26 protein-coding genes are annotated in these 25868 nt (G+C 70.6%); 14 read left to right on the top strand and 12 right to left on the bottom strand.

Going from position 1 to position 25868, the window contains the following annotated elements; all coding sequences use genetic code 11:
• From NVV95_RS14520 to NVV95_RS14505, 4 genes are all read left to right on the top strand, one after another.
• Nucleotides 1-574, top strand: a 574-nt coding sequence (locus NVV95_RS14520; protein WP_259487265.1) for a Gfo/Idh/MocA family protein, incomplete at its 5' end; no start/stop codon positions are given.
• 66 nt (nucleotides 575-640) lie between these two features.
• The gene (locus NVV95_RS14515) at nucleotides 641-1765 is read left to right on the top strand and encodes a glycerate kinase (RefSeq protein ID WP_310796081.1); all 1125 of its coding nucleotides are present in this window, start codon (nucleotides 641-643) and stop codon (nucleotides 1763-1765) included.
• Nucleotides 1762-2691, top strand: coding sequence for an ROK family protein (locus NVV95_RS14510; protein WP_259487264.1), 930 nt, complete (start codon nucleotides 1762-1764; stop codon nucleotides 2689-2691). The genes NVV95_RS14515 and NVV95_RS14510 overlap by 4 nt, the downstream gene beginning before the upstream one ends.
• 671 nt (nucleotides 2692-3362) lie before the next feature.
• Nucleotides 3363-4709: a response regulator transcription factor gene (locus NVV95_RS14505; protein ID WP_259487263.1), complete on the top strand. Its 1347-nt coding sequence runs from the start codon at nucleotides 3363-3365 to the stop codon at nucleotides 4707-4709.
• Nucleotides 4710-4800: 91 nt separating this feature from the next.
• On the opposite strand, the gene NVV95_RS14500 is transcribed toward NVV95_RS14505, so the two are convergent.
• Together NVV95_RS14500 and NVV95_RS14495 are read right to left on the bottom strand one after the other, a co-directional pair.
• A complete protein-coding gene (locus tag NVV95_RS14500; protein WP_259487262.1) occupies nucleotides 4801-5295 on the bottom strand; it encodes a hypothetical protein in 495 nt (164 codons plus the stop codon).
• A 101-nt stretch (nucleotides 5296-5396) separates the two neighbouring features.
• Entirely contained in the window at nucleotides 5397-6320 is a 924-nt protein-coding gene (locus NVV95_RS14495) for a LysR family transcriptional regulator (RefSeq protein WP_259487261.1), read from the bottom strand.
• Between the two features lie 76 nt (nucleotides 6321-6396).
• Between NVV95_RS14495 and NVV95_RS14490 the strand changes: the two genes are divergently transcribed.
• Together NVV95_RS14490 and NVV95_RS14485 are read left to right on the top strand one after the other, a co-directional pair.
• Nucleotides 6397-8133 carry an L-aspartate oxidase gene (locus tag NVV95_RS14490; RefSeq protein WP_259487260.1) on the top strand — a complete coding sequence of 579 codons (1737 nt, stop codon included), beginning with the start codon at nucleotides 6397-6399 and terminating at the stop codon, nucleotides 8131-8133.
• Between the two features lie 82 nt (nucleotides 8134-8215).
• The gene (locus NVV95_RS14485) at nucleotides 8216-8611 is read left to right on the top strand and encodes a RidA family protein (RefSeq protein WP_259487259.1); all 396 of its coding nucleotides are present in this window, start codon (nucleotides 8216-8218) and stop codon (nucleotides 8609-8611) included.
• 55 nt (nucleotides 8612-8666) lie between these two features.
• On the opposite strand, the gene NVV95_RS14480 is transcribed toward NVV95_RS14485, so the two are convergent.
• The 8 genes from NVV95_RS14480 to NVV95_RS14445 all read right to left on the bottom strand — a co-directional run bounded on the left by NVV95_RS14480 (nucleotide 8667) and on the right by NVV95_RS14445 (nucleotide 17119).
• Nucleotides 8667-10145, bottom strand: a complete 1479-nt coding sequence (locus NVV95_RS14480) for a mannitol dehydrogenase family protein (RefSeq protein WP_259487258.1) — start codon at nucleotides 10143-10145, stop codon at nucleotides 8667-8669.
• Nucleotides 10132-11115 (bottom strand): alpha/beta hydrolase, encoded by a 984-nt coding sequence (locus NVV95_RS14475; RefSeq protein ID WP_259487257.1) that lies wholly within the window; start codon nucleotides 11113-11115, stop codon nucleotides 10132-10134. Before NVV95_RS14475 ends, NVV95_RS14480 begins: the two co-directional genes overlap by 14 nt.
• Nucleotides 11112-12128 (bottom strand): ABC transporter permease, encoded by a 1017-nt coding sequence (locus NVV95_RS14470; protein WP_259487256.1) that lies wholly within the window; start codon nucleotides 12126-12128, stop codon nucleotides 11112-11114. The genes NVV95_RS14475 and NVV95_RS14470 overlap by 4 nt, the downstream gene beginning before the upstream one ends.
• Nucleotides 12125-12901, bottom strand: coding sequence for an ATP-binding cassette domain-containing protein (locus tag NVV95_RS14465; RefSeq protein WP_259487255.1), 777 nt, complete (start codon nucleotides 12899-12901; stop codon nucleotides 12125-12127). Before NVV95_RS14465 ends, NVV95_RS14470 begins: the two co-directional genes overlap by 4 nt.
• 79 nt (nucleotides 12902-12980) lie before the next feature.
• Nucleotides 12981-13973, bottom strand: a complete 993-nt coding sequence (locus NVV95_RS14460) for a sugar ABC transporter substrate-binding protein (RefSeq protein WP_259487254.1) — start codon at nucleotides 13971-13973, stop codon at nucleotides 12981-12983.
• Nucleotides 13974-14067: 94 nt separating this feature from the next.
• On the bottom strand, nucleotides 14068-14838 hold the full coding sequence (locus NVV95_RS14455) for a DeoR/GlpR family DNA-binding transcription regulator (protein WP_259487253.1): 771 nt from the start codon (nucleotides 14836-14838) through the stop codon (nucleotides 14068-14070).
• A gap of 271 nt (nucleotides 14839-15109) precedes the next feature.
• Nucleotides 15110-16117 (bottom strand): PhzF family protein, encoded by a 1008-nt coding sequence (locus NVV95_RS14450; protein ID WP_310796080.1) that lies wholly within the window; start codon nucleotides 16115-16117, stop codon nucleotides 15110-15112.
• A gap of 66 nt (nucleotides 16118-16183) precedes the next feature.
• Nucleotides 16184-17119, bottom strand: coding sequence for a hypothetical protein (locus NVV95_RS14445; RefSeq protein WP_259487252.1), 936 nt, complete (start codon nucleotides 17117-17119; stop codon nucleotides 16184-16186).
• Nucleotides 17120-17325: 206 nt separating this feature from the next.
• On the opposite strand from NVV95_RS14445, the gene NVV95_RS14440 reads away from it, so the two are divergent.
• Nucleotides 17326-17655, top strand: coding sequence for a DUF7882 family protein (locus tag NVV95_RS14440; protein WP_259487251.1), 330 nt, complete (start codon nucleotides 17326-17328; stop codon nucleotides 17653-17655).
• 30 nt (nucleotides 17656-17685) lie between these two features.
• Here NVV95_RS14440 and NVV95_RS14435 read toward each other — a convergent pair whose 3' ends face one another.
• Nucleotides 17686-18039: a hypothetical protein gene (locus tag NVV95_RS14435; protein ID WP_259487250.1), complete on the bottom strand. Its 354-nt coding sequence runs from the start codon at nucleotides 18037-18039 to the stop codon at nucleotides 17686-17688.
• 113 nt (nucleotides 18040-18152) lie between these two features.
• The gene (aztA, locus tag NVV95_RS14430) at nucleotides 18153-18872 is read right to left on the bottom strand and encodes a zinc ABC transporter ATP-binding protein AztA (RefSeq protein WP_259487249.1); all 720 of its coding nucleotides are present in this window, start codon (nucleotides 18870-18872) and stop codon (nucleotides 18153-18155) included.
• Between the two features lie 54 nt (nucleotides 18873-18926).
• On the opposite strand from aztA, the gene aztB reads away from it, so the two are divergent.
• From aztB to NVV95_RS14395, 7 genes are all read left to right on the top strand, one after another.
• Complete coding sequence (gene aztB / locus NVV95_RS14425; protein WP_259487248.1) at nucleotides 18927-19847, top strand: zinc ABC transporter permease AztB; 921 nt, start codon at nucleotides 18927-18929, stop codon at nucleotides 19845-19847.
• Nucleotides 19844-21202, top strand: coding sequence for an ABC transporter (locus NVV95_RS14420; RefSeq protein ID WP_259487247.1), 1359 nt, complete (start codon nucleotides 19844-19846; stop codon nucleotides 21200-21202). Before aztB ends, NVV95_RS14420 begins: the two co-directional genes overlap by 4 nt.
• Nucleotides 21199-22137: a zinc ABC transporter substrate-binding protein AztC gene (gene aztC / locus NVV95_RS14415; RefSeq protein ID WP_375163836.1), complete on the top strand. Its 939-nt coding sequence runs from the start codon at nucleotides 21199-21201 to the stop codon at nucleotides 22135-22137. Before NVV95_RS14420 ends, aztC begins: the two co-directional genes overlap by 4 nt.
• Before the next feature lie 56 nt (nucleotides 22138-22193).
• Nucleotides 22194-23426 carry a zinc metallochaperone AztD gene (gene aztD, locus NVV95_RS14410; protein ID WP_259487245.1) on the top strand — a complete coding sequence of 411 codons (1233 nt, stop codon included), beginning with the start codon at nucleotides 22194-22196 and terminating at the stop codon, nucleotides 23424-23426.
• A gap of 135 nt (nucleotides 23427-23561) precedes the next feature.
• Entirely contained in the window at nucleotides 23562-24356 is a 795-nt protein-coding gene (locus NVV95_RS14405; protein ID WP_259487244.1) for a polyprenol monophosphomannose synthase, read from the top strand.
• Nucleotides 24357-24403: 47 nt separating this feature from the next.
• Nucleotides 24404-25360: an AraC family transcriptional regulator gene (locus NVV95_RS14400; protein WP_259487243.1), complete on the top strand. Its 957-nt coding sequence runs from the start codon at nucleotides 24404-24406 to the stop codon at nucleotides 25358-25360.
• A 124-nt stretch (nucleotides 25361-25484) separates the two neighbouring features.
• Entirely contained in the window at nucleotides 25485-25844 is a 360-nt protein-coding gene (locus tag NVV95_RS14395; protein ID WP_259487242.1) for a hypothetical protein, read from the top strand.
• Nucleotides 25845-25868: the final 24 nt, after the last annotated feature.

Below are 25868 nucleotides of genomic sequence, written 5' to 3'. Positions count from 1 at the left end.
CGGCGGGGGCATGACCCTCGACATGTACTGCCACTGGAACTACGTGCTCGAGAACCTCTTCGGCCGCGTCGAAGCGGTGTCGTCGAAGGCCGTGACGCACATCCACGAGCGCTGGGACGAGCAGGGCAACCGCTACGAGGCCACGGCCGACGATGCCGCCTACGGCATCTTCGAGCTCGAGGGCGACATCATCGCGCAGATCAACTCGAGCTGGGCGGTGCGGGTCGACCGCGGCGAACTGGTGGAGTTCCAGGTCGACGGCACGCACGGCTCGGCCGTGGCGGGGCTGTTCGGCTGCAAGGTGCAGCCGCGGGTCAACACGCCGAAGCCGGTCTGGAACCCCGACCTGCCCACCGACCAGGACTTCGCCTCGCAGTGGACCCAGATTCCCGACAACCAGGAGTTCACCAACGGGTTCCGGGCGCAGTGGGAGCAATTCCTGCAGGACGTCGCGGCCGGCCGCCCGCACGGCTACGACCTCGCCGCGGGGGTGCGCGGGCTGCAGCTCGTCGACGCCGGGCTGCTGTCGTCGGCCGAGGGGCGCCGGGTCGAGATCGAGAAGGTGGCGCCGTGACTTTGGCCCGCCGCTACGTGGGACTGGTCGAGCCATTCCTCAACATCGACGGCGCGTAAACGGCTGATGGAAATTGTCGTCGCCCCCGACTCCTTGAAGGGTTCCATGGCCGCCAGCGACGCGGCTGCTGCCATCGCCCGCGGCTGGTCCCGCGTCCGACCGGCCGACTCGGTACGCATCTTCTCGATGGCAGACGGCGGCGAAGGCACCATCGACGCGATCGAAGCCGCGTCGCTCGGCCGCACCGCCCGCATGCCCATCACGGTGATGGGGCCGGACGGCCGGGATGTGGACACCACATGGCTACTTCTGGACCCCAAGGCACCCCGACGCTCTGTCGCGGTGGTGGAACTGGCGAATACCAGCGGCATCACCCTTCTGGATCATCCCCGTCCGTTGGACTCCCACACCTACGGGTTTGGGCAAGCCATCAGTGCAGCGCTGGAGTATCGGCCTTGTGAACTGCTGCTTGCGCTTGGGGGAAGCGCCTCAACAGACGGCGGCCATGGCGCCCTCTCCGCACTCGGCGCCAGCTTTGTGGACGCTGGTGGCCGCAACGTCGGGCTGGGCAATGCAGCGCTGGCTCGCATTGCCGAGATCGACGTCACGAACCTGAGAACCATTCCTGCGGGAACAAAGGTCCGAATACTCTCCGACGTCATGAGCCCGCTCCTTGGGCCAACCGGCGCCGCTGCGGCATTCGGCTCACAAAAGGGCATCGAAGCCGACGGCATCAACGATGCTGACCACAACCTGGCGCGATTGGCCGCAGCACTTCAGCCAAGCCTTCCGGCCGATCCGATGCAATCAGGCGCGGGCGCTGCTGGCGGGACCGGGTTTGCGATGATCGCCTGGGGCGCATCGGTCACATCCGGGGCGGCGGAAATTGCAGCCGTCACTGGCTTGGACGCTGCGATCGCCTCCGCGGATCTCGTCATCACTGGGGAGGGTAGTTACGACCCCGAATCCGAGAACGGCAAAGTCGCCGGTCACGTTCGCCGACTCGCCTCCGCCGCCCAGGTGCCCTGCGCCCTGGTCGCCGGCAGCATTCCTGGCGCTCCAGCTCCTGGCTTCTTCGTCCGAGCGGTTGCTCTCAGCGACCTCGCCGGCGACGTGCGCTCGTCAATGAATGACCCGGAGAGGTGGCTTCACGTGGCTGGCTCGCTCCTGGCAGAAGAGTTCGCGGCATGACCAGCGCGCGCGGCATCGCTCTGGCAGTCGACCTCGGGGGAACGAAAGTCGAAGCGGCACTGGTCACCCAGGACGGCCACGTGCTTTCCGATACTCGGCATCGTGCGCCCACAGGACGTACACGATCCCGAGAGGGCACCGCTCGAGCCGTGGAAACCGTTGTGACGCGTGCGCTCGAAGCCGCACCCGGTGTTGAAGTCGTGGGGGTTGGTGTCGGGAGCGCTGGTCCGCTCTCCATTTCCACCGGGACGGTATCGCCTCTCAACTTGCCAGCCTGGCGCACCTACCCGCTGGCCACCCTCATACGGGACATCACCGGGCTGCAACCGACTGTGAGACTGGACGGCACCTGCATCGTACTCGCCGAACACTGGGTCGGAGCGCTCCAGAACTACCGGACTGCTCTCGGGATGGTCGTCTCGACCGGCGTGGGCGGGGGACTGCTTGTCGACGGGCGAATAGTGCGCGGCCGGACCGGGAACGCCGGCCACATCGGCCAGATCCAACTCGCTACCCGCACCAGTCCGGGACTCGACTACTCAGTAACCCTCGAAGGCATCGCGGCCGGGCCCCAGATCGTCACTTGGGCTCGCACACAGGGATGGGCGGGTACTTCGGGCGAAGACCTCGCCGACGCGTACAAGGCCGGCAACGCGGTGGCCATCTTGGCGGTGCAACGGTGTGCGAAAGCGATTGCGGAGGGTATTTCCTCTGTAGGCGCCCTGCTGGATCTTGAAGCAGTTGCAATCGGCGGGGGGTTCTCAAAAGTCAGCCAGGACCTTTTCTCTTTCATCCGCCAGAATCTCGGCGAAATCGCGCCCCTAAGCACAATGGGGGATATTCGCGTCGTGCCGTCCGCCCTCTCAGGCGACGGGCCGCTCATCGGAGCTGCCGGACTCGTGCACCGGTCCGACCTGATCGTCTAAGCCGGCTTCCGACCCTTGCGATGACCGCATAGCAGGTAACCCGCTGACCGTAAACGAGGACGAGACGTTGGCGGATCTCGAGTTCTCGAGTGAGCTGCTGATAAGACACGACGACTCCGCTCATCCGTTGGGTGGGGCCTCCGCGCGGGCCGACTGCGCGAGTCTCGGTAGCCAAGAATGCCGTCGGACCGGTGTTGAAAGGCGCTTCAGTGCCGCTGCGTCTGATCGTTGCTCGCCGCACAGCCTGCGTGCATTAGTCCCTTCCAGAGTGACCACATTTTGACCACACTCGAGTTCCATCGTCCTGACCCGAGGGCCATTGACGTGAACGAGAATCCCTGCATTTCCGGGGATCTCTGCCAGCATCGCCGTCGTTCCAAGCGAAGATATAGAGTTCAAATCCCACCGTCTCCGCACTGCACCGCCAGATCCCCGCGATCTGGCGGTTTTCCGTTTTTTCGGAAGACGTGCTGAGGATGCCGGGGACGCCAGGCGAACCCCGATCGGGGCTCAATTCGTCTGACGAAGCCGGCCGGGATTAGCGTTCGCCTGTGGTGGAAACATCGGTCGGCGAGGCGTCAGTCCCGACCTCGCTCGCTCGGCATTCCGCAACCGCGCACCGCGTCGTTGCCGGGACGCTACCCGGAGGAGCGGCCGTCTCCCTCGCCGACGTGGACGAGCTCGCGACTCTGGACACGGGCCCCGCTCCGAGGGTCTGGTCCGAGCGTTCGGTCACGATCCTCACGGGGGTGCTGCTCGCCCTGGCGCGGGCGGGGCGCCTCGACGAGGCTCAGCGGCTGATCAGGACCCACCTCAACGGGACGACGCTCCGGCGCCCGAGCCGGGCGAGCGAGCAGGCGGGCGTGGCGCTGCTGTCGGCCGCAGCCGAGGTGTTCGCGGCGGCGGGCTGGCCGCGTCAGGCCACGCTGTTCGCCAGGCGGGCGCTCTCGTACGCCGAACGGGCGGCGCTGCGGCCCGCCGAGTTCCGCGCTCGGGCGCTGTTGGCCCTCGCCCGCGCTCTGAACGGTGAGTACTCCGCGGCCGAGGAGAGTGTCGCCGCCTGCGGGAGTCTCCGTCAGGCCGGCGGGTGGGCTCCGTCGACCGCGTGGTACCCGCTCCTCCTCGCGGAGATCCTGATCGCATCCGCGCGGTTCGACGTGCCCCGGCTGGACGGGATCGCCGCAGAGCTGCGGACGATCGCGACGGACGACCCGACGTGGGCGGTCACCGCGACCGCGACCGAGGGGATGTCGCTGCTGCTCCAGCGGGACCTCAACCGCGGACTCCCGCTGATCCTGGCCGTGATCAACGGCAGCGACAGCGGTTCGACGTTCTCGATGGTGCAGGGTTTCGCGCTCGGCATCTATGCCGACCTCCTGCTCTCGCGCGGGGACGCGCGGCGGACGCTGACCGTGCTGCAGGGCCATCCGTCCCCCGCCGGGCACGCGCTCTGCTTCGACATGCAGCGCGCGGCCGCCCACCTGCTCCTCGGCCAGAACCGGGAGGCGTTGACCGCGTCGGACGAGTGCCTGGCTCTCGGGGTGGAGCACTGCCTCCGGACCATCCCGCCGTTGCTGTTCAGGCGGGCGATCGCCCATCTCCGACTCGGCCACGATCTCGAGGCCGACGACCACTTCGAGGAGGCCTTCCATCTCGTCGGCGCGTCGGGGTCGGGCACGCCGCTGCTGACCCTCCCCGCCGGCGAACTGCGGATGCTCCTCGGACGTCTGGTGGAACGGCGACCCGAGCTGGGTGCCGAGGCCGCTTCGTTCGATCGGCTGATCGACCGTGTTCCTGTAGTCGACCAGACCCGTTTCCACCTGCCCGATCTGACCCGTCAGGAGGAGCGACTGGCGAAGCACCTCCGGTCAGGAGACGGTTACGCGGTGCTCGCGGAGAAGTTCTTCGTCTCGCCGAACACCGTGAAGACTCAGGCGAGGTCGCTGTATGCGAAGCTGAACGTCAGCAGCCGGGGCGACGCGGTGACGGTGCTCGAGCGTGCCGGGTTCTACAAGTAGCCTCGTCGGCCCTCGCGTTGGATGCCAGGTGTCTTCGCGTGCCGCCATGCGCATCTGGCTTCCGACCGCCCCGGCCGACCCCGCGGGAGGATCAGTACCAGGTGACCGCGAAGCTCGCGGGCGCCGCGCCCTCGTCGACCGCGTTGAAGGAGATCGTGTCGACGGTGGGGTACCTCATGTGCTGCGAGAGCGGCTGCAGCAGCACGGGGTTGCTGATCGCCCCGGGGGCCAGCGTGCCCGACCAGGAGAGGTTCGTCGGCGAGTACACCTGTCGGGTCGAACCCGCCCACTGGGGGCTCTCGTTGATCGCGAGCAGCAGGTAGTTGTCGGAGTGCTGCACGTACATCCCCGAGACGATCACCGAGGTGGTGCCTCGGAACTCGGTCGTCGAGGTGTTCATGATCGAGAGGTTCGTGTTGCTGCGCACGTCGCGGAAGGTGGTCGCGCTCTCGGGCGACAGGATCAGCGCGAACGGGTACGAGGGCTCCGTGCTGGCGGCGGCTGCCGGAGCGGCCACGGCGGCGGCGACGACCGGCACCGACCAGGCACCCATCGCCAGAACCGAGCGTCGGTCGATGTCTGGCACGGTGGATCCCCTCGAGCAGCGGTCGGACTGCTCTTCAGCGTTGGGGTAGGGGGTTATCCGACACAAGGCCCTGAAGCGGACATGTCCGCTTCCGGTCAGCGTCACGCCGGTCGGATGGTCTCCCCCGCCCGCCCCGCGAACGCCCGCGCCGTGCCCGCCACGGTGCGCTGCATCACCTGCACCGCCCGCGACGGCGTCACGTCCCGCGGCCGCGCCAGGCTGATCGTGCGGGTCAGCGCCGGCCCGGCGAGCCGCACCGACCGCAGCCCGGGCCGGTCTATCAGCACCATCGCCGGCACGATCGCCACCCCGAGCCCCCGTTCGACGAAGCGCAGCACCGCATCCATCTCGGCGCCCTCGAGCACCACCGACGGGGTGAGCCCCGCTAGCGCGAACGCCTCGTCGGTCGCCGCCCGCAGGTCGTAGCTGCGGCTGAAGACGATCTGGGGGAGGGCCGCCACCTCCGCCAGCGACACCGAGGCGCCGGTCGCGAAGGGGGGCGCCGCGGCCGAGGAGATCAGCACCAGCTCCTCCACGAGCAGCGGGCTCACGGCGACGCGCTCGGCGGTGGTCGCGTGCGAGGTGGTGATCAGCGCGAGGTCGAGCTCGCCGCCCGCCAGCTCGTCGAGCAGGCGCCGGGAACCGTGCTCCGAGAGGTGCAGCTCGACCCCGGGATGCTCGGCGTGGAAGTCGCCCAGCACCTCCGCGACGAGGCTGATGCAGAGGGTCGGGGTGGCTCCGAGGCGCACCCTGCCGCGCTGGAGACCGGCCAGTTCGGCGAGTTCGCGTCGCACGGAATCGGCGTCGGCGAGCATCCGCTTCGCCAGGGGCAGCAGGGCTTCGCCGGCCGCTGTGAGGGTGCTGCCGCCCCGGGCCCGGGCGAAGAGCTCGTCGCCCAGGTCGTTCTCGAGCGAGGCGATCTGGCGGCTCAGCGAGGGCTGCGCCAGGTGCAGGTTCTCGGATGCGCGGGTGAAGTTGCCCTCGCGGGCGACCTCGACGAAGCCGCGCAGTTGATCCAGGTTCATTTCGATAGCATATCTGCATAGTGAGCAGCTAGAACATGCATTGGAGTAATCGAAGCGACGAGCCTAGCGTGAAGGCATGCGACCCACCGAACGACAGATCTCCACCACCGTGCTCGTCATCGGCACGGGAGGATCCGGCCTGCGAGCGGCGATCGAACTGGCCGAGGCCGGTGTCGACGTGCTCGCCCTGGGCAAGCGCTCCAAGAGCGACGCCCACACCTCCCTGGCGGCCGGCGGCATCAACGCCGCGCTCGCCACGATGGACCCCGACGACAGCTGGCAGCAGCACGCCGCCGACACCCTGAAGGAGTCGTACCTGCTGGCCAACCCGCACACGGTGCAGATCGTGACCGAGGGTGCGGCGCAGGGCATCGACGACCTCGAGCGCTACGGCATGCCGTTCGCGCGCGAGGGCGACGGGCGCATCTCGCAGCGCTTCTTCGGCGCCCACACCTACCGCCGCACCGCGTTCGCCGGAGACTACACGGGGCTCGAGATCCAGCGCACACTGGTCAACCGGGCGGCGCAGCTCGACGTCCCGATCCTCGACACCGTCTACGTCACGCGCATCCTGGTGAACGACGACGGCGCGGTGTTCGGCGCCTACGGCTTCGACGTCGAGAACGGCACCCGCTACCTCATCCACGCGGATGCGGTGATCCTCGCCGCGGGCGGGCACAACCGCATCTGGCGCCGCACCTCGTCCCGTCGCGACGAGAACACGGGCGACTCGTTCCGGCTCGCCGTGGAGGCGGGCGGGCGGCTGCGCGACCCGGAGCTGGTGCAGTTCCACCCGAGTGGCATCATCGAGCCCGAGAACGCGGCCGGCACGCTGATCAGCGAGGCGGCGCGCGGCGAGGGTGGCATCCTGCGCAACGGGCTCGGCGAGCGGTTCATGCACAGGTACGACCCCGAGAGGCTCGAGCTGTCGACCCGCGACCGGGTCGCGCTGGCCTGCTACACCGAGATCAAGGAGGGCCGCGGCACCCCGAACGGCGGTGTCTGGCTAGACGTCTCGCACCTGCCGCGCGAGACGATCATGACCCGGCTGCCGCGCGTCTACCAGACCATGCTCGAGCTGCAGATGCTCGACATCACCACCGACCCGATCGAGATCGCGCCCACCGCGCACTACTCGATGGGTGGGGTCTGGGTGCGGCCCGAGGACCACTCGACCGACGTGCCGGGACTCTACGCGATCGGCGAGGCCTCGTCGGGGCTGCACGGGGCGAACCGGCTCGGCGGCAACTCGCTGATCGAGCTGCTCGTCTTCGGTCGCATCGTCGGACAGGCGGCCGCCGCGTACTCGACGGGGCTGACGGCGCAGAAGCGCTCGGCCGCCGCGGTCGACACGGCGCGTTCGGAGATCTCGTCCCTCCTCGAGGGCGACGGGCCCGAGAACGTGCGGGCGCTGCAGCGGGCCATCCGCAACACGATGACCGAGCACGCCGGGGTCGTGCGCGACGAGCAGGGGCTGCGCGCCGGTCTGGCCGAGCTCGACGCCATCGAGGCGCGCATCGCCGACATCGGGGTGCACCCCGACATCGCCGGCTACCAGGACCTCGCGCACGCCTTCGACCTCAAGTCGGCGGCGCTCGCGTCCCGGGCCACCCTCGAGGCGGCGCTCGAGCGGCGCGAGACGCGGGGGTGCCACAACCGGAGCGACTACCCCGACCTCGACCCCTCGTTGCAGGTGAACCTCGTCTGGTCGCCGTCGGCCGGGGTGACGCGGGAGTCGATCCCGGCCATCCCCGACGAGATCGCGGCGCTGATGGCCGAGGAGGTCTCGGTGGGCGGGAAGCTGCTCGAGTAGGGGTCGGGGGCTCGGGCGGCCCTCGGCGATCGCGGAGGTCGGGGGGCTTCCGGCCGGGCCGCCGGCGGTGGCATCGTGGGGCATGGCCATCGAACGGATCCGCCCCCCGGGGCTCGTGCACAGCCCCGCCTTCAGTCACGTCGCCGTGGTGCCGCCGGGCGCGACCACCATCTACGTCGGCGGCCAGAACGGCGTCGACGAGTCGGGTGCGATCGTCGCCGCCGACGTCGGAGCCCAGGCGTCCCGCGCCCTGCAGAACGCGCGGGTGGCGCTCGCCGCCGCGGGGGCGACGCTCGACGACGTCGTGCAGTGGACCGTGCTCTTCGTCGAGGGCGCCGACCTCCGGGCGGGCTACGGGGCGATCGCGGGGGAGCTCGCGTCGGAGCATCCGCCCCTCGTCACCGCCGCCTTCGTCGCGGGCCTCGGCGTGCCGGGGGCCCTCGTGGAGATCGCGGCGGTCGCTGCGCTCGCCCCCTGACCCCTGGGCCGCGCCCCGGCCCAGCCCCGCCCCGGCCCAGCCCCGCCCCGCCCCGTCAGTCCCCCTCCCCGGACGGCGACGTGCCCGCGAGCCGCTGATAGGTAGCGCGTGCGCCGTCGTCGCAGATGCTGATGAACAGACGATGGAACGCATCGACGAAGTCCCGATCGGACGCGAGAGCGCCGAACATCCTGGTGTCGCGCAGGAAAGCGCCGGCGTCGGATCGCTCCCGCTCCGCGGCTCGGCGGCGTTCGGCACCGTTCACGTCCACGACGTGGATCGGACCGCCCGACTCGTCGACGCCGATCGCGTACCGGGCCCAGCTGGCGAGCACGGCCGCCCCGAACTCCACGGGCCGACCCGCGGCGCGGTTCTCCAGGATCGACGGCACCACGAATTTCGGGATGCGATTGCTGGAGTCTGCGCACAGCCTGGCCAGGGTGTCGCGGATGGCGGGGTTCGAGAACCGCTCCAGGAGGACCCGTCGATACTCCCGGAGGTCGATCCCGGGGACGGCCGGCACCGTGGGGAGCACCTCCGACATGTACCGCTCGAGGAAGCGCACGAGGTCCTCGTCGGCCATCGCCTCCTCCACGAACTCGTGACCGGCGAGAGCGCCGAAGTACGCCAGCGCCTGGTGGGAGCCGTTGAGCAGACGGAGCTTCATCAGCTCGTAGGGAGCGACGTCGTCGACGATCTGCACGTCCGTCTGCTCGAACGGCGGCCTGCCCGCGGTGAAGGAGTCCTCGACCACCCACTGGAAGAACGGTTCCGCCGCCACCGGCCAGGCGTCCTCGACCCCGAGCCGATCGCGCACGTACTCTCGATCCCGGTCGGTGGTGGCCGGGGTGATCCGGTCCACCATCGAGTTCGGGAACGCCACTTCCTCGTCGATCCAGCGCGCCAGCTCCTGATCCCGCAGGGCCGCGAACGAGACGAGCGCATTCCGGGTCACCTCGCCGTTCATCGGCAGGTTGTCGCACGACAGCACGGTGAACGGGACCCGACCCGCGGCCCGCCTCCGGGCGAGCGCTTCCACGATGAGGCCGAAGACGGTGCCCGGATGCTCGGGGTGCTCGAGATCGCGCCGCACCTCGGCATCGGCGGCGTCGAAGGTGTTCGTCGTGAAGTCCGTCTTGTAACCCCCTTCCGTGATGGTGAGGGACACGATGCGGGTGGAGACGCCCGCCATCTTCTCCACGACGGCCTCCGGGTCGTCGGGCAGGTAGAGGTAGTCGACGATCGACCCGATGATGCGCTGTTCCCGTCGCCCGTCCGGATGCCGCAGCTCGAGCAGGTAGAGGCCGTCCTGGTCGCGCAGGATGTCCCGCATGTGGCGGTCGCCGGGGAGCACCCCGACGCCGCAGATCGCGAAGTCGCGTGCGAGCCCCTTCTCGAGCAGTTCGTCGATGACGGCGGCCTGATGGGCTCGGTGGAAGTTGCCCACGCCGATGTGCATGATCCCCGCGGTCAGCCCCGAGCGATCGTAGCCGGGGAGGGGGATGGGGACGCTCTGCGTCTCAGTTGCGGACATGGTCTTCTCGCTTCCGGGCTGATGTCGACCCTTCGACAGCGGTGAGGTGGTCCCGCCGCAGGCCGTCGAAGACGCCGACGGCCCGACGGAAGGCGGCGGCGGCCTCGGGAACGCGGTCCATCTGGTCGACCCATCCGTGGACGAGCGACGGCGATCGGAGGTGGACGGTCGGTACGCCGCTGTCGGCCAGGCGCTCGGCGAACCGCGCGCCCTCGTCGCGGAGGGGGTCGTGGCCGGCGGTGGCGAGCACGGTCGCCGGCGATCCGGCGACCGACGGGGCGTCGAGCGGGGCGAACGATGCGCCGGCCGATCGCGAAGGCCCTCGATAGGCGTCCCAGTAGTAAGCCATCGCCTCGCCGGTCAGCAGGAAGCCGTCGGCGAATTCGGCGTGCGAGGGCGCGCGCATCGACGGGTCGAGGGCGGGGTAGAACAGCAGTTGCGCATCGACGTGGACCTGGCGGTCGGCTGCAGCGAGCCCGACCGCCGCTGCCAAGTTGCCTCCTGCACTGTCCCCGGCGACGCCCAACCAGCGCGGCTTCGTCGCGGCCACGGCGCGCGTGACGGCCAGGGCGTCGTCATAGGCGGCGGGGTGCGGGTGCTCGGGTGACAGCCGGTAGTCCACGGAGATCACGCGGACACCCATAGCGGTCGCGAGGCCGGAGGCCGCCGGCTCCGCGGAGTCCAACCCGCCCAGCACCCAGCCGCCGCCGTGGAGGTAGACGACGACGTCCTCCCCGGTCGCGCCCACCGGATCGTAGACACGAACCGGTACCCCACCCTGCGCCGACCCGACCACGTCCGCGCGGACGCTGCCGATGAACGGAGACGGGGTGTCGGGGTGGAGGTGCCGGAGGAGCTCGGAGAATCCGGCCCGAAGCTCATCGGGGGTCGAGTCGAGGGCGAGGGAGGGAGGCTGCTGATTGATCTCGGCGAGCAGAGCCGCGGTCGCCGGATCGAGGCGCGCGCTCATCGCGGCTTGTACAGCTGCTTGCGTCGCAGGTGGTCGACGGCCACCGCTCCGACGAGGATGGCGCCGACCACGACGTTGTTGTACTGCGGAGGGATCTGCGCCACGATCAACGCGTTGTCGATGACCGAGAGCAGCACGGCTCCCACCGCGACCCCGGTGATCGAGCCCAGCCCACCGAGGAGGCTGACCCCGCCGATGAGCACGCCGGTGACGACCACGAGGGTCACCGACGATCCGCCGGCTTCCACCTGTCCCGCACCGACACGGGCGGAGTAGATCATGCCGGCGATCGCCGCCGTCACTCCGGCCAGGACGTACAGGACGAGGTCGATCCGGACGACCCGCAGCCCGTTGCCGACGGCCGCCTGCCGGTTGCCGCCGACTGCTCGCACGTTGATGCCGAAGCGCGTGCGCTCCAGAACGAGGTAGAAGAGTGCGCCGACGATGAGGCCGTACCAGATGACGTTCGGCACGAACAGGACCGAGCCCTGGCCCAGTTTCATGAAGTCGGCCGGGAGCGGGACCACGTCGTTGCCACCCGTGATGAGGGCGCTGAGGCCCAGGGCGATGAAGAAGGTCCCGAGGGTCGCGATGATGGGTGGCACGTGCCAGTAGGTCACGATGAGGTGGTTGACCACGCCCGCCAGTGCGCCGACGGCGAGGGCTGCCAGGATGCCGACGACGATCGGTACGCCCTGACTGATCAGACTCGTGCCGACGAGGGCGCTGATCGTGAAGATCGCGCCCACGGAGAAGTCGAGGCCCCCGCCGATCACGAGCAGTGCCGCTCCGCAGCCCATGATGAAGTAGATGACGCTGCCCCGCAGGATCTCGACGAGATTGTCGGGGTTCATGAAGTTGGGGTTCCGGACCGACGCGATGACGGCGATCACCACGACGACGGCGAGGAGCCAGGTCTCCTGCCGGAGGAGGACGGCTCGCAGGATCGGAGTCCGGGGTGTGTCGCGCCGCTCGGTCTGGACGGCCAGTTCTGCGGTTGCTGTCGTGCTCATGATGCCTCCTGGAGGGTGTCGGCAGGAGCGGCTCCGGTGATCAGGGAGATGATCTCGTCGCGGCTGACATCTGCGGTCGTGCGGGTGCCCACGGTTCTGCCGAGCCGGAGGACGGTGATGCGATCGGAGTGCTTGAAGACGAACTCGAGGTCGTGGCTGATGCAGATGACGGCTTTGCCGTCGGCCCGCAACCGGTCGAGCGTGCGGCCCACGTACGCGGATTCCTGGACTCCGAGGGCAGCGGTGGGCTCGTCGAGGAGGATGATCGGCTTGTTCATCCGGACCGCTCGGGCGATCGCGACGACCTGACGCTGACCGCCCGAGAGCAACCCGACCGGCGTGCGGACGTCGCCGACCCGGGCGTTGAGGTCTTTCAGAGCGGCTGCGGCTTCGGCATCCATTCGCTTGCGATCGAGGAACACCCCCCATCGATAGGGAAGGTTCCCCAGGGCCATGTTGGTGCTGATGTCGAGGCACTCGACCAGGGCGAGGTCCTGGTAGACCACGGCGATGCCCCGGTCCTGCGACTGAGAGGCGTCGTGGCGGAGATCCATCTCCTGCCCGTTCACGAGGATGGTGCCACCGTCGCCTTTGTGGATACCGGTGACGATCTTGATCATCGTGGACTTGCCGGCTCCGTTGTCGCCGACGATGGCATGGACCTCGCCGGGATAGGCGGCGAAGTCGACATGGGAGAGCGCGTTGACGGGCCCGAAGGACTTGCGGACGGCGCGGAGCTCGAGAGCGGGGGAGGTTTGTGAGAGGGGGGACATCGCGTGCCTTCGTTCCAGTGTGCGGATGGTGGACGGCGGGTGGGGCTCCGGCCGCGCCGGAGCCCCACCCGGGGGAGGGCTAGCCCCAGTTCTTCGCGACCAGGTCGTCGTAGTCGTCGGTGCCGGCCATGATGAATCCCATGGGGATCTGGAGGGTCTCACCCCCGGCTTCACCGCTCTTCAGCGCTTCCACGGTGGCGACGAGGGACTTCTTCGCGGCACCGCACAGGTCCTGCATGAGGATGCGGTACTCGGTTCCGGCCTGGAGGGCTTCCTTCCCGCCGTTGTCGGGACCGTTGCCGAGGAACTGGACCTTGCCGGTGAGGTTCTTCGCCTCGAGCGCGGACAGAGTGCCTGCGGTGGCCGTGCCGAGGTTGGTGGTGATGACGTTGACCTCGGGGTGGGCCGTCAGCAGGGCGTTGGTCTGGTCCAGCGCCTTGGATGAGTCGTCCCCGGTGTAGACCTCGCCGACGATCTCGAAGTCGTCGAGACCCTCGGCGGCCGACTTGACGCCATCCATCCACGACTTGCCGATGCCGGTGTCGGCCGAGGTCATCAGGCCGACCTTCTTGTCGCCGGGGATCGTCTCGATCGCCTCCACGTACAGCTTGCCGAGCTCCGTCCAGTCCACGCCCACGTTGATGTCGGCTCCGCTGTCGTCGGCGCCGTCGCCGTAGAAGGTGGTCGTGACGATGCCGGCATCCTGGGCCTGCGTGAGGATCGGCCCGAAGGCGTCGCTGGCGGGAAGGGTCATGATGGCCCCCTTCTTGTTGGCGATGGCGCTCTGGATCTGGGTGATCATGGTGGTCGGATCCATGGCCGATCCGGTGGGCCCGCTCTCGGTGAAGTCGACTCCCTGGCTCTTCGCCTCCTCGGCGAGACAGTCGCCGATGGCGCGCCAGCTCGGGTAGTTGGGCAGCGGGTTGACGAACTGGATCGACAGCGTGCTGCCGGCGGTCTCGCTGCCGGCGTCGGTGCCGCCAGCGGTGTCGGAGGTGCATCCGGCGAGTGCGAGTCCGGCCGTGAGGACGACCGTTCCGGTGAGGGCGATGATGCGGATTCTTCGGGACACGGGTGGTGCCTTTCTGTTGGGCAACCGGGGTTGCTGTGATGCGATGAACCGCGCGTCGTCGCGCGATTCGGGCGAGAGCCCCGGTGCAGGGGACTCAGACGCGGAGGACGCGTGGACCGAGGGCCGCGAAACGTTGGGCTTCCCTCTGGGGCAGGGCTTCCTCGGTGATGATCAGCTCCAGGTCTCTGACGTCAGCGAACTTGCAGAAGCTGGTGACGCCGAATTTCGTGGCGATGCCCACGAAGATCCGACGCGTGGATCTCTTCACCGCCATGCCCTTCACCGCGGCGACGGCCGGGTCCGGGGTGCCGAGGCCCTTGTCGGGGGTGATGCCGTTCGCGCCGAGGATGGCGACATCGATGTTGAGCACGGAGAGCATGTCGGTGGCGAAGTGGTCAACGGTGGCGAGCGTCCTGTCCCTCACGCGACCGCCGAGGAGCAGGGTGGTGTGCTGGGGGCTCGATGCCAGCGCCATGGCGTTGGCCAGTGACGCCGTGACGATCGTGAGGTGGTCGTGGAGCAGCGTGAGCTCCTCGGCGATCAGCAGCGGCGTGTAGCCCTCGTCGAGGAACACCGTCTGAGCTCCTCCGAGGGACTCGACCGCGGCCGACGCGATGCGGCGCTTCTCCGGGACCCGGGTCACCGACCGGTAGTCCAACGTCGACTCGTAGCTGCCGCTCTCGAGTGGCAGCGCGCCTCCGTGGGTGCGTTTGATGAGACGGCGGTCTTCGAGCTCCTGCAGGTCACGCCGGATCGTCTCGGCTGCGACCCCCAGGTCATCCGCAAGACGGCTGACCGTGACCTCACCGTCATCGCGCACGATCGTGACGATGCGTTGACGACGCTCTTCGCTCACCTGGCCCATGTCCACCTCCTCGTGGTCGTCGGGTTCTAGCCCTTGAGCATTTGTACCTTCGTGGGTCAGGTGTTTGACCGGTCATTTCTCAAGATCGAGCACCCGATTTCTGCCCGAACAAACACGCGATCGCGTGCGGTTTCCTGCGACGTAGGCGATTTGTCGGAGCGTGTCTGTACTCGGGATGCCCGAATGGCAAGTTTCCCTGCCCGAATTCTGGGGTCGGGGTGGGGGTCGACGGCCCTAGTGCGGAGCCCTCGGCCTGCAGTCGACCTCTGCTTCAGCGGGTTCGGATGGGGGTGGCGGTGCCCTCCACGCGGATGCCGCCGGTGGGTGGGATGGTGGCGACGAGGAGGCTCGGGCGGCCGACGTGGCGGCCTTGGTGGATGGTGAGGCGGGCGGGCGTGGTGACGACGCCGAGGTGGCGGAGGTAGGCGCCTAGGGAGGCCGCCGCCGAGCCGGTGGCGGGGTCTTCGGTGATGGCGCCGACCGGGAAGAGGTTGCGGGTCTCGACCTCGAACTCGGCGGGCGGGGCCGCGGCGGCGGCGGGGGCCGGGGCGGCGGCGGGCGGGGCGTGCAGGACGGTGACCGTGCCGCGCCAGTCGCGGCGGTCCATGAGGGCGCGGAGGGACGCCGGGTCGAAAGTGAGGGCGTCGAAGACGGCGGGCGAGGCGAGCGCCACCACGGGATGCCAGTTGCCCGCGAACGCCTCCAGGAGTGGGAAGCGCGGGTCGAGGTCGGCCGGGGTGACGCCGAGCAGGGCCAGGAGTTCGGCCGCGACGTCGGCAGAGGGGGCCCGGACGGCGGGGGTGACGCTGGTGAAGGCGGCGAGCATCCGGTGGCCGTCGAGGGTGGAACCGAGGGCGGAACCATGGGTGGGATCGAGGGTCGTGTCGATGGCGATGGGGCCGACGGGAGTCTCGAAGCGGAACGCGCCGGGACCGCGGCGCTCGGCGAGGGCGACCGCGGTGGCGATGGTGGCGTGGCCGCAGAACGGCACCTCGGCGGTCGGCGAGAAGTAACGCGCCCGCACGTGGTGGTCGTCGCCGGCGATCGCGGGGTCGACGAGGAACGCCGTCTCGGAGTAGCCGAGCTCGGCCGCGATCGCCTGTAGGGCGGCGTCGTCGAGGCCGGTGGCGTCGAGCACCACGCCCGCGGGGTTGCCGCCGTCGGGGGTGGCGGCGAAGGCCGTGAGCCGCAGCACCTCGGGGGTCGCGTCGGGTCGGGTGGGGGTGGCCGGATGCGCGTCATTCAGGTTCTCATTCTCGCCGAGTGATGGCGCAGCCACGGTGCGGGGCCTCGTCGACAGCTCAGCCCCTGCAGCTCAGCCCGTGCAGCGTCAGCACCGGCACCCTCAGCAGCTCAGCCCGAGCAGCGTCAGCAGGATGACCGCCTGCACGGACGTGGCGCTGTTCCCCGAGGTGGTGCCGTACGTCGAGTCGACCGCCTGGACGGCCAGGGGCACGGTCCCGACGCTGAGCAGCGGCAGTTCCGAGGCGCTGAGGGACACGGGCGGGGCGGTGAAGGTCTTGATCTCGGTGGTCGTCGTGCCGGTGCGGAGCAGGCGGTAGCCCGTCGCCCCGGTGACCGGGGTGAAGTTCAAGCTCACGGTGCCCGAGCCCGAGGCCGAGCAGGTGATGGTGCCCGGCGTGGCCACCCGGTACACGGTCTGCGTCACGGCGGAGGACGCCGACGCACTCCAGTTCGTGCCGACCGTGCCGGTGAGGGCGAAGGTCGCCGTGACAGCCTGCCCCTGGAACTCCGCAGTGGTGCCGGTGAGTCGCAGCGCGAAGCACAGGGCGATCGAACTGGTGCCCGGCAGCGAGGCCACTGCCGGCGGCAGCGCGAGGGTGCCGTTGAGGGTGCCGACGGTGGTTCCCGTGGTGGGCACGGAGCTCCCGCAGAGTGCGGCGGTGGTCGCGCTCCACAGGGTCACGACGACCTTCGCGGCCAGCGTGGCGTTCGAGTTCGTGGCCGAGACGGCGAGCGCGAGCGGTGCGGTTCCGGTGTTTGCGTAGGTGAGGGCGCCGAGGTGGGTGGTGTCGGCGGTCGTCGGGGAGGTGACCGGTACGGCGAACTGGGCCGTCGGCGGAACGGTGAGGGTCGAGGTCACCGAGACCGTGGCCGCGGAGACCGTGCCGCCGAGGCCGACGGGGTTCGCCGTCCATGAGGCGCTCGCCGCCCAGGTCGAGCTGCCGACGCAGAAGACCGCCACGAAGACGATGGCGAGCAGGCGCAGGCGGCTGGCGGTCGTGCGGGACATCGTGGCGTGCACCTCTCCGGTCGCCATCCAGTCTGCGGATGCCCGCCCCGTCGCCCCCGCACCCCGTCCCTCCCCGTCGCCACCGTGTCGCATCCGGTCGCGCAGGTGCCGGTAGTGGCCGGGATAGCAGAGGGCGGGACCGAGTGTCAACCCTCAGGGGCCTTCTCGAATTCGCGCCATGATCGCGAGGAGTGCGTGCAAAAACGCCCCGGCCACCTGGAGGACCCCACCCGATGGGCAAGTTGTACTACGGCAGCAACGGTCATGAGATCGAGATCGACGACCGGCTGCTCAGCCACCTCAAGGTGGTCATCCTCGCGAAGCTGCGCCGGGGCGAATCGTTCGCCTTCTCCTGGATCGTCGACCCCGAGCAGGGCAGCGGCCGCGGCACCGTCTGGCTCTCGCCGGGAATCGACCTCGAGTTCCGCTTCTACGGCAACCGGCCGCCCCTGCTGAACCGGGCTTGGATCAGCGCCCTCAACTCCACCGCCGAGCGCGGCGAGCTGACGATGGTGCCGGAGCCCGGCGACCCGGCGGAAGGGCTGCCGACGCCGCGCGGCTGACACCGACCGTGCCGCCCACCACGCCCGGCGTCACGGCTCCGACGACGTCGCCGCCTCCAGATGCCCGCGCGACTTCTGCTCCAGGAACGAGCACAGCTCCGCCGCCACCACCAGCTCGCCCGACAGCTCGGTCAACCGGTCGACGTCGAGGGTGAGCTCGTCGTGCCGCGGCGCGAACACGACCTGCCAGGTCGGGTCTCCGGGGGCGGTCGGCTCGAGATAGGCGTAGGGGCCGGCGTTCTTCAGCCGCACGACGACCAGCCCGGTGTCGCCGCCGTCGCTGTCCTCGTGCCGCAGCACCTCGAGCTCGCCGGGCATCGGATGCTCGGCGGCGACGAACTCGGCCAGCCACTCCTCGAGCAGCTCCTTGGTACGGAACGGCACCGCTGCTCCTCTCGCCACGACGGGGCGGCCAGACGGCCGCAGCAGAATCCTGACAGAGAGCCCGCCGCCGTCGGATGGCCGGAGGGGGGCTTGACGGCGACGCCCTCGCACCCCTATGGCGCGACGCCGACGCCGACGCCGACGCCGCCCTCGCACCCGTCAAGCGCCGTGCGAGTCGCGGCCGGCGCCGTCATCCGGAGCACCAGGCCGTGGGGCTCCGCGCGTCGGGCCCAGCCGGCGTCGTGGGTCGCCTGCACGACCGTCGCGCCCCGGTCGAGCTCCGCATCCACCGCCGCGCGGATGAGCCCCTGCGCCTCGTCGTCGACCCCGGAGGCCGGCTCGTCGAGCAGCACCAGATCGGCCCGCTGGGCGAGCGCCTGCGCCACGAGGGCGCGCTGGCGCTGACCGCCCGAGAGCTCGTGCAGCGATCGCCGGGCCAGCCGCCCGATCCGCAGCGCGTCGAGCGCGTCGTCGACGATGCGCCGATCGGCGGCGCGCACCAGGCCGACCGCTCCCCGTGCCCGCCAGCGCCCCATCGACACGACCTCGCGCACGGTCAGGGGCATCCGTTCAGAGACGGCGCTGCGCTGCACCACGAGCGCCGTCGTCATGGCTGGTCGACGCTCGAGGTGGCCCCCGGTGGGTCTCAGGATGCCCGCCAGCACCGCGAGCAGGGTCGACTTGCCCGCCCCGTTCGGCCCGAGCAGCACGGTCAGCCGCCCCTCCGGCGGTTCGAGGTCGACGAGCTCCACCGCGGGACGACCGCCGTAACCCGCAGTCACCGCGGTCAGCCGCACGAGGGGGCCGGTGGTCGGGGATCGAAGAACGCTCACGCGTCGATCCTAGCTTAATGAGAATGGTTATCAATTAACGCTAAGGTCGGCACCATGACCGAATTGCTCGATCCCTTCGCCACCGGTTTCCTGCTGCGCGCTCTCGTCGGCGGGGTGCTGGTGGCCGTGCTGTGCGGGGTGGTCGGCACGTGGGTGGTCATCCGCGGGATGGCGTTCCTCGGGGAGGCGATGGCCCACGGGGTGCTGCCGGGAGTCGCCGTCGCCACTCTGCTCGGCTTTCCGCCGGTCGTCGGCGCCGCGGTCAGCGCCGGTGTGATGACCGCGGGTATCGGTGCCGCGTCCCGCCGGGGGCGGCTGTCGGACGACACCGCCATCGGCCTGCTCTTCGTGGCCAGCCTCAGCCTCGGGGTGATCGTCGTCTCGCGATCGCGGTCGTTCGCCACCGACCTCACGGCGATCCTCTTCGGCGACGTTCTCGCCGTCTCCTGGGGGGACATCGCGCTGCTGGCGGGGGCGCTGGTGCTCGCGCTGGCGGTGTGCCGTGTGTTCCACCGCTCGTTCGTCGCGGCGACGTTCGACCCGCGGATCGCCGCCACGCTCGGCCTGCGGCCGTGGCTCGCCCAGCCGGTGCTGGTCGGGCTGGTGACGCTCGTCGTGGTGGCCTCGTACCAGGCGGTCGGGAGTCTGCTCGTGGTCGGCCTGCTGCTCGGCCCGGCCGTGGCGGCGGGGCGCTGGGTGCGGAGCATCCCCGCCACCATGGCGCTGGCCGCTGCACTCGGTGCGCTGGCCGTGCTCGTCGGGCTGCTCGTCTCGTGGCACGCCTCCACCGCCGCAGGGGCGAGCATCGCGATCACGGCGGTGCTGCTGGCGGCGGCGTCGGCCCTCGCCCGCGGCGCGGTCACGGCGTCGGCCGAACTCCGTGCCGCACTCCGTGCCGCTCTCACCTCGACCTCGACCCCCAGCCGTGTCCCCGCTCGACTCGGCGACCCCATGAAGGAGACCTCGCCTCGATGAATCCCTCGTCCATCCCCGTCCGTCCCGCTGCAGCCGCTGTGCTGCTGGCTCTCGTGTTGGGCGGGTGCGCATCGTTGCCGGATGCCGCCCCCGGCGTCGGGTCCGCGGCCGCTGCCCCGTCTCCGGAACCGTCCGGCGATGGGCACGGTTTCGTCGCCGGTGCCGTCGAGATGCCCGAACCGCAGCTGCGGCTGGTGACACTCGGTTCCACCGGCCTGCAGGCGTTCGATCCGGCCACGGGGGAGTCGCTCACGATCCCCGGCGCCATGGGCGACGCCGTTCGCACCGACGACACCGCGCCCGACGACGACGGCACGCTCACCAGCGACGGCCGTCACGCCTTCGTCACCCGGGCCGATGGCGACGTCTCGGTCGTCGACACCGGCACCTGGACGGTGCCGCACGGCGATCATTCGCACTACTACCTCGCCGAGCCGCGCCCGGTGGGCCGGCTCGACGTCGGGGGCGACCGGGGGCGGCCCCGCGCGGCGTCGAGTCCGGCGCTCACGACCCTCTCCTTCCCCGGTGCCTCCGAGGGCGCCGCGGGCTTGGGGGTCGCACTCGACACGGAGGCTCTCGCCGCCGGGCGGCTCGAGGAGCGCGCCCGCATCCCCCTCGTCCCGGCCGGCGCGTTGCTCCCGCTCGATGGCCGGCTGATCGGCACGGTTACCCCGTCGGACGATGCCCAGTCGGCCCTGGTCGTCTACGACGCCGAGGGCGACCCGCTCTCGACCGGGGTCGACTGCGCGGGCGCGGCGGGTGCGGCACTCACCCGCGTGGGGGCGGTGTTCGGCTGCGCCGACGGCGCGGTGCTGGCGACCACCGAGGCCGCGACGGAAGGCGCCACCGAGGCCGCCACGGAAGACGGCGACGCGGCGGGTATTGCCTTCGAGCGCATCCCCTACCCCGAGGGCGCCTCGGCCACCGACCGCGCCACCTCCTTCGCCGCCCGGCCCGGCCGCCCCGACCTCGCCGCGGTGGCCGGGGACCGCGGCGCCTGGCTGCTCGACACGCGCGCCCGCAGCTGGACGCTCCTGACGAGCCCCGCGCCCCTTCTGCGCGCGACGGCGGTGGGCGACGCCGACGGCACCGTGGTGGGCGTCGACGTGGAGGGTCGCATCGTCGTGCTCGCCGCCGACGGGTCCGTCGTGCGCAGCGAGCCCGTGCTCGCGGGGGAGCTCGTCGGAGGGGAGCTGCCCCCAGCGATCGTGCTGGAGGTCGACGCCGACCGCGCCTACGTCAACACGCCGTCGACCGGCGCCGTGCTCGAGATCGACTACCGCGACGGGGCGCGGATCGCCCGCACGCTCGCGATGCCCGGTGGCAGCGCGGCCCTCGCGGAGGTCGGGCGATGACCCGGCCTCGGCGCAGGGCTCGAGTGGGGGTCGCAGCGGTGCTCCTCGTGGCCCTCTCGGCGCTCGCCGGCTGCGCGGCGCCGACCGCGCATCCCGCCGACGATCGCCCCCTCGTGGTCGCCACCACGACCATCCTGGGCGACGTGGTCGGCGAACTCGTCGGCGACCAGGCCGAGGTGCTCACCCTGATGCCGCCCGGCGCTGACCCGCACTCCTTCGAGATCTCCGCGGTCGAGGCCGCTCGGCTCCGCTCCGCGTCGCTGGTGGTCTCGAACGGTCTCGGCCTGGAGGAGGGACTGCAGCACCACGTCGACGCCGCCGCGGAGGAGGGGGTGCACGTGGTCGAGGCCGGGGGTCTGATCGAGCCGATCGACTACTCCGACGGTGACTCCCGGGGTGAGCCCGATCCGCACTTCTGGACCGACCCCACCCGCATGATCGACGTCGTCGACGGCCTCGAACCGGAGCTGGCAGCGGTCGAGGGAATCGATCCCGGCCCTCTCGCGACGGCGGTCGACCGCTATCGCGCCGAGCTGGTCGACCTCGATGGCCAGCTCGACACCGTCTTCTCGGCCATCCCCGACGAGCGCCGGGCGCTCGTCACGAACCACCACGTCTTCGGCTACCTCGCCGAGCGGTACGGCTTCCGGGTGATCGGAGCGGTCATCCCCGGTGGGACGACTCTGGCGGCACCGAGCGCATCCGACCTGCGGGAGCTGGTCGACGCGATCCGTGGCGCAGGGGTCTCGACGATCTTCGCCGACGCCTCCCAGCCCGACCGCATCGTGCAGGTGCTGGCCGAGGAGGCGGGGGTCGATGTCGACGTCGTCGCCCTCTACACCGAGTCGCTCTCGGCCCCCGGCAGGGGCGCGGCCACCTATCTCGAGATGATGCGCAGCAATGCGCAGCTGATCGCCACCGGCCTGTCTCCGTGACGGCCGCCACCGCACCACCGGCGGGTCGCCCCGACCTGCCACACCGAAAGGAAACGATGAACACCACAATCACGTCCCGACGACGGATGCTCGCCTCGCTCGCCCTGGCGACCGGAACGCTGCTCGGCCTGTCCGCCTGCGCGGGCGCCGCAGCCGGAGACCCGGCCGCCGGCACCGCCCCCGGAGGCACCGGGGACGCGGCGGCGCTGATCGGCCCCCGCGTCGCCCTGACCTATGACGGCGGCTTGCTGGTGCTCGACGGCACGAGCCTCGAGACCCTCGCCGACATCGAGCTCGCCGGGTTCAACCGGGTGAACCCGGCCGGAGACGGCCGCAGCGTGATGGTCTCGACCACCGAGGGGTTCCAGGTGCTCGACACCGGCGCCGGAAGCGCCGACGCGCCCGAGCTCACCGACCTGGTCTTCGAGGCGTCGGCCCCGGGCCACGTCGTGCGCCACGACGGCCGCACCGTGCTCTTCGCCGACGGCACCGGCGACACCACCATCGTCGACTCCGCCGACCTCCTCGCGGGAGCGGCTGCCGGGCGGCTCCCCGAGACCGAGACGGTCCCGTCGCCCCAGGCGCACCACGGCGTCTCGATCGAACTGGCCGACGGCACCCTCCTCACCACGATCGGCACCCCGGATGCCCGCACCGGCGTGCGGGCGCTCGACGCCGATCGCACCGAGACCGCCCGCAACGAGGAGTGCCCTTCGGTGCACGGTGAGGGAGCGGTGCGCGGTGAGATCGCGGTGTTCGGCTGCAGCGACGGCGTGCTGCTCTACGACGACGGCGTGTTCACCAAACTCACCGCGCCCGACGCCTATGGGCGCACCGGCAACGCGTACGTCACCGACACCTCTCCGATCATGGTGGGCGACTACAACGCCGATCCCGACGCCGAGGGCTACGTGCTCAGCGCGCTGACGATCGTCGACGCCGAGACGAAGACCTCGCGGGTGGTGTCGATGCCCGAGGGCGTCGGCTACACCTGGCGTGACGTCGCCCGCTCCTCCGACGACGGCGCCGTCGTGCTCGGCACCGACGGAGCGCTGCACCTGTTGGACGTGACGACGGGGGAGTTCGGAGCATCGTTCCCGGTGATCGAGGCGTGGCAGGGTCCGGCGGAGTGGCAGGACGCGCATCCGGCCCTCGTCGTCGACGGGGACACGGCGTACGTGACCGACCCCGCGACCTCGTCGATCCACTCGGTCGACGTGAGGACGGGGGAGCTGCTCGCGACGGGCGAGCTGGGCGCCGTGCCGAACGAGATCGCCGTCGTCGGCTGAGTTCGCTGGGAGCTCGCTGGATGCCCGACCTCAGTGTGCTGGAGGCCCGCCGCCATTCCGCCGCGAACGGGGCCGCGCCGTCGTCCGCAGCGCTTCTATGGATCCGACAGGATGGACCCGAGGAGAGGTGCCGGAGTGAACAGAGCCCTGGTGGTCATGCCGACCTACAACGAACTCGAGAACCTCGAGCCCATCGCCCGGCGGGTGCTGGCGACCGGCGTCGCCGACCTGCTGATCGTCGACGACAGCTCGCCCGACGGCACCGGTGAGCTCGCCGACCGACTCGCCGCCGAGAACCCCGCGGTGCAGGTGCTGCACCGCGCCGGCAAGGAGGGCCTCGGCGTCGCCTACCTGGCCGGCTTCGCCTGGGCCCGCGAGCACGGCTACGACGCGATCATCGAGATGGACGCCGACGGCTCCCACCAGCCCGAGGCCCTGCCCGAGATGCTCGCGCTGCTCGAGAGAAGCGATCTCGTGCTCGGCTCCCGTTGGGTGCCCGGCGGCGAGGTGCGCAACTGGCCGCTCAGCCGCAAGGTGCTGAGCCGCGGCGGCAACCTCTACGCCCGGCTCGCCCTGGGCATCGGGGTGAAGGATGCGACGGGCGGCTTCCGCGCGTACCGCACCACCGCGCTCGACACGATCGGCCTGGATGACGTGGCCTCGCACGGCTACTGCTTCCAGCTCGACCTGGTCTGGCGCGCCCTGCAGTCGGGCCTCAGGGTCACCGAGTTCCCCATCCTGTTCGTCGAGCGCACGCACGGCGAGTCGAAGATGAGCGGATCGATCGTGCGGGAGTCGCTCGTGAAGGTCACGCAGTGGGGGCTCGACCGTCGGCTGCGCTCGGCCCGCGAGGTCGTGCTGCACGGCCGCCGCCTGCCCTCGGTGCGCGCCGGCTCGAGCGTGGTCGGCGCGGGCCTCGTGCGCCTCTAGCCGAGACCCCGAGACCCCGAGACCCCGTCTGTGTGAGAATTCGGGAGATGGACGACGCGGCCCGAGCTCTCGTCCGGACCGAAACGTCCGGTACCGAGCTCGACGACGCCCGTGCGCTGTACCAGGCGGGCTACAACGGGTCGGACTTCCGAGCCGAGCTGAGCGATCTGGACTTCTCCTACCGCTATGCCGTCGCCGGCGGTCCGGACATGAGTCTGCGGTCCTCGATGTACCTCGGCACCATCCGAGGCACGGTCCAGCCGGAGAACGAGTACATCGTCTCCTGGCTGCTCGGTGGCCGGGGCGCCGTCGACCTCGGCGCCGACGAGTCGGTGCTGGTCCGTGGTCTGCCCGCGATGTTCCCGACCGGCAAGCGCTACGCGTTCGACTTCGCCGACTACCGGCAGAACCTCGTGCACTTCGACGCCGCCTTCCTCGAGCGCGTGGCGGCCGACCACGAGGGGGTGCTCCCGGGGCCGCTGCACTTCGACCACCGCGCGGTGCCGAACCCCGAGGCGCTCCGCCGGTGGAACGCCTGCATCGACGAGGCCGCGCGGCTGATCATCCGTGGGGAGCCCACACCGCTGCAGCAGGCCGAGATCGACCGGCGCACCGCGATCGTGCTGCTCGACTCGTTCGCGCACGAGGCGGTGCTGATGCCGCCGGTGCTGCTGGCGCCTCGCAACGCCCGGCTGCGGCAGGCGGTCGAGCGGATGCACGCCAGCGCCCATCTCCCGCTCGCCCCCGCCGAGGTGGCGGAAGAGGTGGGGCTGACCCCACGCGGACTGCAGCAGGCGTTCGCGCGGCAGCTCGGGGTCACCCCCACCGAGTACCTGCGGGCCGTGCGACTGGATCGCGTGCAGGCCGAGCTGACACAGCTCGGGCCGCGCGACACGACGGTCGCCCAGGTGGCCGCCCGGTGGGGCTTCACCCACGCCGGGCGGTTCTCGCGCTCGTACGCGGCGCGCTTCGGGGAGTACCCCCGCAACACCCTCCTGCGCTGAGGCGCCCGGTTCAAGGGCGCTCGCTGTTCGTTCTGCGGACAGCCCCGGTGCGCTATCCGGATAGAAGGAGCATTCTCCCAGCCCCCAGGCACTCGAATGGATCCACCGACCGAAGGGGGTGCCCATGCCGTACCGCACGCAGGAGATCCTCTCCCAGTGGCTCGAGGAGTTCCTCGCCGCAGGTCGACGCATCGACGGCCTCGTCGAGGTGCTCCGCCAGGACGGCGAGGACGGTGCCGACACGGGCCTCGTGGTGATCGAGCTGGCCAATGCGCCCACCACCCTCTACCTGGAGCCGGTGGCTCCGGGCGATCCACGCTGGGCGGTCACGTTCCTGGCCCGCGACATCGACGCGGCCCGCTCGTCCGAGCGCGTCGGCGCGCTGGCGGCCGAGCTCGCGGTGGTCGCCGAGCTCTGCCGGCATCTCGAGGCCCGGTCGGCCTCCTGGGAGTCACCGACGCCCGTGGTTGACATGATTGGCTAATGGCATTAGCTTTGGGCTAACACC

Origin of the sequence: Herbiconiux gentiana, from assembly GCF_024978135.1 — a bacterium.
Lineage (GTDB): Bacteria > Actinomycetota > Actinomycetes > Actinomycetales > Microbacteriaceae > Herbiconiux > Herbiconiux gentiana.
The sequence above is the reverse complement of the archived record's forward strand: the minus strand, read 5'-3'. Positions and strand labels throughout refer to the sequence as shown.

Coding starts and splice junctions, on each gene's coding strand:
- NVV95_RS14420 (WP_259487247.1), top strand. CDS start 19,844: ATGAATCCCTCGTCCATCCCCGTCCGTCCCGCTGCAGCCGCTGTGCTG.
- NVV95_RS14395 (WP_259487242.1), top strand. CDS start 25,485: ATGCCGTACCGCACGCAGGAGATCCTCTCCCAGTGGCTCGAGGAGTTC.
- NVV95_RS14495 (WP_259487261.1), bottom strand. CDS start 6,320: ATGAACCTGGATCAACTGCGCGGCTTCGTCGAGGTCGCCCGCGAGGGC.
- aztD (WP_259487245.1), top strand. CDS start 22,194: ATGAACACCACAATCACGTCCCGACGACGGATGCTCGCCTCGCTCGCC.
- NVV95_RS14400 (WP_259487243.1), top strand. CDS start 24,404: ATGGACGACGCGGCCCGAGCTCTCGTCCGGACCGAAACGTCCGGTACC.
- aztC (WP_375163836.1), top strand. CDS start 21,199: ATGACCCGGCCTCGGCGCAGGGCTCGAGTGGGGGTCGCAGCGGTGCTC.
- NVV95_RS14515 (WP_310796081.1), top strand. CDS start 641: ATGGAAATTGTCGTCGCCCCCGACTCCTTGAAGGGTTCCATGGCCGCC.
- NVV95_RS14485 (WP_259487259.1), top strand. CDS start 8,216: ATGGCCATCGAACGGATCCGCCCCCCGGGGCTCGTGCACAGCCCCGCC.
- aztB (WP_259487248.1), top strand. CDS start 18,927: ATGACCGAATTGCTCGATCCCTTCGCCACCGGTTTCCTGCTGCGCGCT.
- NVV95_RS14480 (WP_259487258.1), bottom strand. CDS start 10,145: ATGTCCGCAACTGAGACGCAGAGCGTCCCCATCCCCCTCCCCGGCTAC.
- NVV95_RS14470 (WP_259487256.1), bottom strand. CDS start 12,128: ATGAGCACGACAGCAACCGCAGAACTGGCCGTCCAGACCGAGCGGCGC.
- NVV95_RS14455 (WP_259487253.1), bottom strand. CDS start 14,838: ATGGGCCAGGTGAGCGAAGAGCGTCGTCAACGCATCGTCACGATCGTG.
- NVV95_RS14490 (WP_259487260.1), top strand. CDS start 6,397: ATGCGACCCACCGAACGACAGATCTCCACCACCGTGCTCGTCATCGGC.
- NVV95_RS14475 (WP_259487257.1), bottom strand. CDS start 11,115: ATGAGCGCGCGCCTCGATCCGGCGACCGCGGCTCTGCTCGCCGAGATC.
- NVV95_RS14465 (WP_259487255.1), bottom strand. CDS start 12,901: ATGTCCCCCCTCTCACAAACCTCCCCCGCTCTCGAGCTCCGCGCCGTC.
- NVV95_RS14440 (WP_259487251.1), top strand. CDS start 17,326: ATGGGCAAGTTGTACTACGGCAGCAACGGTCATGAGATCGAGATCGAC.
- NVV95_RS14510 (WP_259487264.1), top strand. CDS start 1,762: ATGACCAGCGCGCGCGGCATCGCTCTGGCAGTCGACCTCGGGGGAACG.
- NVV95_RS14445 (WP_259487252.1), bottom strand. CDS start 17,119: ATGGCGACCGGAGAGGTGCACGCCACGATGTCCCGCACGACCGCCAGC.